This window comes from Gordonibacter pamelaeae 7-10-1-b (assembly GCF_000210055.1).
Taxonomy (GTDB): domain Bacteria; phylum Actinomycetota; class Coriobacteriia; order Coriobacteriales; family Eggerthellaceae; genus Gordonibacter; species Gordonibacter pamelaeae.
The window spans coordinates 2246925-2252226 of record NC_021021.1 but is presented as its reverse complement, the minus strand read 5'-3'; the positions used below and the strand labels follow the sequence as shown (position 1 = coordinate 2252226).

The window sequence follows — 5302 nt, the reverse complement described above, 5'->3', positions numbered from 1 at the left end:
CTGCGGAAAGCATCACGCCGGCCGGAGACAGGCGCTTGTCGTCAAGCCGGCCAAAGCAGCGTGCTCTCCGTCGGCCGGCAGGGGCTGCGCGCCCTCGTCAGCTGAAGGGAACCGCGCACCCTCGTCAGCCGGCCGGGATAGTGCGCCCGAAGGCGGCCGATCCGGCGCATGAGATCAACCTCGGGGATGAACCGATGCGCCGGATCGGCCCGCACGACACGCGCGATCTCGGCCGGCTGATGGCGAGGAGAACGACCCGGCGGGCCTTACCCCAGCGGGTCCTTGTTCTGGTTGGCGGCGACGCGGACCAGGCGGTTGGCCAGCCACACGAGGCCCGCCAGCACGACGAGCGCGCTGCCGGCAAGGAACCACTCCCCCTGCAGCAGCTCGGCCAGCAGAAAGAACGCCGCCGCAGCGGCGGCGAATATCAGCACGACCACGCCCACGGCTACGATGGCCGTCCCCGCGATGCGGGCGCCGCGCCCTTCCTCCTGCTGCCCCTGCACGTCCTCGTCCGCCATGGCGGCCACCTTGCCCCTTCGACCTCGCCTCGCCTGCCGGCACCCTCGCGCCGGGCAGCCCTTCGCAATCCTCCCCGCTATGGTACGCTCTTCGTGGCGACGACGTCCACGCCGGTGCCGCACGCGTCGGCCACGACGACGTCGCCCGCCGCGACCGGTGCCGCCAGGTGCGCCCTCGTCGGGGATGTTTTGGTCTTTTCGGGGCCCAGCAGCCTGCAAGGAGAGTGTTTGCCCAGGTCGGATTTCTTTCTCTTAAACCTATCTTTCCTGTATGGATTGCCAAACCGACCCGTTTTTGACACTTGGGCCCTTATTTCGCGTCAATGGTCCTCAAAGTGCGCCTTACCTTTGGCTGCAAACGCCGCGCGCACTATGGCGCGCCAACGTGGAAGGGCCGCGCTTGACCATCGCCTTGCCTGCGCCGCGACATGCGCCTGTGCGAGCGAGGGGCCTGCCGATGCGGTGCTGCGAGCATCTTCGCCGCCGGTGCACGCCGAGCAGGTTCGCCTCGGGAACCGTACCGCGCGCCCGCGCGAGGGGGTTTCGTCGGCGGCGGTCCGTCCGTCCGACCCCGGTCCGGCGGGCGTTCTACGCGCCGGACCGGGGGAGCCTTGACGGGCGAGTTGATTTGGGCCTTAGCTTTGGCCTTGGCGTGCCGTACCGCGCGCCCGCGCGAGGAGCCTAGTACGCGCTCCAGCCGCCGTCGATGGTGAGCGTCTCTCCGTTGATGAAGCCGGCCTGGTCGGAAGCCAAGAACAGCGCCGCCGCCGAGATCTCCTCGGGGGTGCCGGAACGGGTGGCGCCGGCGTAGCCCGTCGTGGCCTTCGCCATGCCGCGCTCGCTGGGCTGGCGCATCCCCACGCCGATGTTCGTCTGCGTGTTGCCGGGGCAGATGGCGTTGCAGCGGATGCCCGTGTCGGCGTACATGAACGCCACGTTCTTCGTCAGGCCCACGACGGCGAACTTCGAGGCCGTGTAGGCGCAGCCGCCGCGCCCGGCGCACAGGCCCGACAGCGACGCGGTGTTGATGATGACGCCGCCTTCGCCGCGGTCGAGGAAGTAGCGCACGGCCTTGCGGGTGCCGTACATGACGCTGTTGAGGTTCACCTTCATGAGGCGCTCCCATACGTCGTCGTCCATCTCGGCGATGGGCAGCAGGTTGTCCATGATGCCGGCGTTGTTCACGATGATGTCCATCTGGCCGAACATGTCCACTGCGCGGTCGACCATGCCCTCCACGGCGTCGCGGTCCGACACGTCCACCCGGGCGATGTCGAGCTTGTCGCCGTACGCGGCAAACTCCTCCTTGAGCGCGGCGAGGGCCTCCTCGTTGAGGTCGGCGGCCAGGCAGTTCGCGCCCGCCTCCAGGAAGCGCTGGACGATGCTCTTGCCGATGCCGGACGCGCCCCCGGTTACAACGGCGGTCTGGCCTGCGAGGATGGGACTGGAAAGGGTGTCTTGCATGCTGGAGGCTCCTTATCGTTTCTGCGCTGCTGGCCTACGGCGGCGGGATGCCGCGAAGCGCGCTCCCGCCCCCGCCGCGGTTCCGAAACCGCACGCGAAGCGTACCACGCACCCTGTCGCCCTCCATCCCCGCGTGTGGCGGAAGGCGCCCTGGACGTCCCTGCGGAGGCTTTTCGACGCGAACGGTGCAAGAACCGACGCCGGCGGCGCAAGGGCAGGGGCCTCGCTTCCGTGCGGGCCCGCAGCTCTCCCTCTGCGGGAGTTTGTGAAGTTTCCCCGGCTGGGACGGCGGGTGCGGCCCTTTGCGCTAGACTGGTCGCATCATGATTTCGATACCTTACCTCATCTGCTCAATACTCAGCTTCGTGCCGGCCATCGTGTGCCACGAGGCGTGCCACGGCTTCGCCGCCTACAAGCTGGGCGACCCCACGGCCCAGCGTGCCGGGCGCCTGTCGCTGAACCCGCTCAAGCACATCGATCCCTTCGGCACGGTCATCATGCCGCTTCTGCTCATGGCCATGAACATGCCCGTTTTCGGCTACGCGAAGCCCGTGCCCTACAACCCGGCCTACTTCAAGGACGCGCGCAAGGGCGACCTCATCGTGGGGCTGGCGGGCCCGGCGGCCAACCTCGCGCTGGCCGTCCTGGGGGCCCTCGTCTTCACGGCGATGTCGCTGCTGCTCCCGGTGGCCCAGCTGGCGCAGAGCGACGTGTTCTACTACTTCTATACGATGTTCCTTCCTATGTTCTCGCTCATCAACCTGTATCTCATGTTCTTCAACCTGCTGCCCATCCCGCCGCTTGACGGCTCGTCCATCTTCGCGTTCTTCCTGCCGAAGAAGTACCTGCCCCAGTATTACAAGGTGCAGCGCTACGCGATGCCGGTGTTCCTCGTCGTGGTGCTCCTCGTGCCGTACGTGCTGCACTTCAACCCCATCGGCATCTACCTGGACGTCACGGCGGGCAACGTGTTCGACCTGCTGTTCTCGTTCGCCGGATAGCGGGGCGGGCGTGTCGTACAAGGTTCGCATAGACAGCTTCGAGGGGCCGTTCGACCTCTTGCTCTACCTGGTCAGCCGCCAGAAGGTGGACATCGGGGCCATCTCCATCACGCAGATCGCCGACCAGTACCTGGCCGAGGTGGGCCGCATGGACAACCTCGACCTCGACGTGGCGAGCGACTTTCTGCTGGTGGCGTCCACGCTGCTGGAGATCAAGGCCGAGAGCCTCATCCCGCGCGACCGCGACGCCGTGGACGACGACATTGCCGAGCTCGCGCCCAGCGAGGCGCGCGATATGCTGGTGGACCGGCTGCTCGCGTACAAGCAGTTCAAGAACGCGGCCTCCACGCTGCTTGCGCGCTTCATGGCCGAGGGCCGCATGCACGCGCGCCCGTTCGGGCCGGACGCGTGCTTCCTGAACCTCATGCCCGACTACCTGAAGGGCGTGACGCTGGACGGCCTGGCGCTCCTGGCTGCCCAGGCCTACGCGCGCCGCGAGGTGTTCCTGCTGGAATCCGAGCACATCGCTGCGAAGCCCATCCCGGTGGAGGTGCACGTGCGGGCCATCCACCAGCGCATCGTGAACCGGAAGCGCCTGCGGTTCTCGGAGCTCGTGGACGAGCGCACGCCGCTGCCCGTGGTGGTGGTGACGTTTTTGGCGGTGCTGGAGCTGTACAAGCGCGCCATGGTGAAGATCGAGCAGCAGGAGCAGTTCGGCGACATCGACATCCGCTACATCGAGGGCTCGGGCGAGCTCGTGCTCACCGGCGACGACGCGCTGACCTCGGTAGGGGAAGAGTAGGGAAAGGTTGGGCCCGTGTTCCAGGGATTGCAGGAAAGCCAGCTGGCGGGCGCCCTCGAGGCGCTCTTGTTCGTGACCGACGAGCCGGTGGGCACCATCGCGCTCGCCGACATGCTGGAGGTGGAGCCGGCCGACGTGGAGCAGGCGCTCGTGGGCTTGCGCGCGCGCTTCGAGACGGAGGAGCGCGGCGTGCAGCTGCGCGAGGTGGCCGGCGGGTGGCGCCTGTACACGCATCCGGTGTACCACGAGCTGGTGGAGAAGTACGTGCTGTCGTGGGACACGCGGAAGCTCTCGCAGGCCGCCATGGAGACGCTTGCCATCGTGGCGTACTCGCAGCCCGTCACGCGCGCCGGCGTGGCCAGCGTGCGCGGCGTGAACTCGGACAGCTCGCTGAACTCGCTGGTGGAGAAGGGCCTCGTGCGCGAGGCGGGAACGGCCGATGCGCCGGGCAACCCCACACTCTACGCCACGACGCGCGCCTTCCTCGAGAAGTTCGGCCTGCGCAGCGTGGCCGACCTGCCCGACCTGGACCAGTTCGCACCCGACGACGACACGCGCACGTTCATCCGCGAGCGCCTCTCCGCCACGCGCGAACCTGTGCGGGTGTCCGACGAGGCCCGCCTTGACGGCGCGGCGGAGGGTGCCTCCGGCGACGGCTTCGATGGCGTGGAGTTCGACTTCGACGGCGAGGGCGAGGCCGCGGTGACGCTGGGCGAGCAGCTGGGCGGCGCAGGCGGCGACGTCGCCGAGCAGGCGCTCTTCGCCCGCATGGACGAGGCCGCCGATGACGCCGCGGGCGAGGCGGCGCAGAGCCTGCTCGCCGAGGCCATGGGCTCGAGTTTCGGCCTCGTGGAGAAGGTGGATTTCGACAGCCTGACGTTCGAGACCGATGACGAGTAAGTGGCTCCGCCGTTCTGCCGAACGGCGGAACGGGGCGACGCTGCGGGCTTTGGAGGATATGTGAGCGAAGAAAACGACAACCCCCGCATCGTTCCCATGCGCCTGCAGAAGTTCCTCGCGCGCGCCGGGGCGGCCAGCCGCCGCGGCTCGGAGAACCTTATGACGGCCGGGCGCGTCACGGTGAACGGCGAGGTGGTCACCGAGCTGGGCAGCAAGGTGGACCCGCTCGTAGACGAGGTGGCGGTGGACGGTCGCGTCGTGCGCCTGGCAGACGGCCCCGTCACGCTCATGTTGCACAAGCCGGCCGGCTACGTCACCACCATGTCCGATCCGCAGGGCCGCCCCACCGTGGCGGAGCTCGTGCCCGCGGCCGAGCATCCGGGGCTGTTCCCCATCGGGCGGCTCGACCGCGACACCACGGGCCTGCTGCTGTTCTCCACGGACGGCGAGATGGGGCACGCGCTCCTGCGCCCGCGCGGCCATGTGGAAAAGGTGTATACGGCGCTCGTCGAGGGCCGGCCGAGCGCGGCCCAGCTCGCGCATCTGCGCGAGGGCATCGAGCTGGACGACGGCCCCACGCTGCCGGCGCGGGTAGCGCTCGTGGAGGACGAGGC

The 5302-nt window shown here is 68.5% G+C and carries 7 protein-coding genes; 4 read left to right on the top strand and 3 right to left on the bottom strand.

Annotated elements, in window-relative coordinates; genetic code table 11:
- Positions 1-266: 266 nt before the first annotated feature.
- The 3 genes from GPA_RS10455 to GPA_RS10450 all read right to left on the bottom strand — a co-directional run bounded on the left by GPA_RS10455 (position 267) and on the right by GPA_RS10450 (position 1985).
- Positions 267-521, bottom strand: a complete 255-nt coding sequence (locus GPA_RS10455) for a hypothetical protein (RefSeq protein WP_015539848.1) — start codon at positions 519-521, stop codon at positions 267-269.
- Positions 522-598: 77 nt separating this feature from the next.
- On the bottom strand, positions 599-823 hold the full coding sequence (locus GPA_RS20410) for a DUF1667 domain-containing protein (protein ID WP_269446290.1): 225 nt from the start codon (positions 821-823) through the stop codon (positions 599-601).
- A gap of 379 nt (positions 824-1202) precedes the next feature.
- The gene (locus GPA_RS10450) at positions 1203-1985 is read right to left on the bottom strand and encodes a glucose 1-dehydrogenase (RefSeq protein ID WP_015539847.1); all 783 of its coding nucleotides are present in this window, start codon (positions 1983-1985) and stop codon (positions 1203-1205) included.
- Positions 1986-2308: 323 nt separating this feature from the next.
- On the opposite strand from GPA_RS10450, the gene GPA_RS10445 reads away from it, so the two are divergent.
- The 4 genes from GPA_RS10445 to GPA_RS10430 form a co-directional block, all read left to right on the top strand.
- Complete coding sequence (locus tag GPA_RS10445) at positions 2309-2986, top strand: site-2 protease family protein (RefSeq protein ID WP_015539846.1); 678 nt, start codon at positions 2309-2311, stop codon at positions 2984-2986.
- A gap of 10 nt (positions 2987-2996) precedes the next feature.
- A complete protein-coding gene (locus tag GPA_RS10440; protein WP_041239461.1) occupies positions 2997-3788 on the top strand; it encodes a segregation and condensation protein A in 792 nt (263 codons plus the stop codon).
- A gap of 15 nt (positions 3789-3803) precedes the next feature.
- Positions 3804-4688, top strand: coding sequence for an SMC-Scp complex subunit ScpB (scpB, locus tag GPA_RS10435; RefSeq protein WP_041239460.1), 885 nt, complete (start codon positions 3804-3806; stop codon positions 4686-4688).
- Between the two features lie 96 nt (positions 4689-4784).
- Positions 4785-5302, top strand: a 518-nt coding sequence (locus GPA_RS10430) for a pseudouridine synthase (protein WP_167536710.1), incomplete at its 3' end; no start/stop codon positions are given.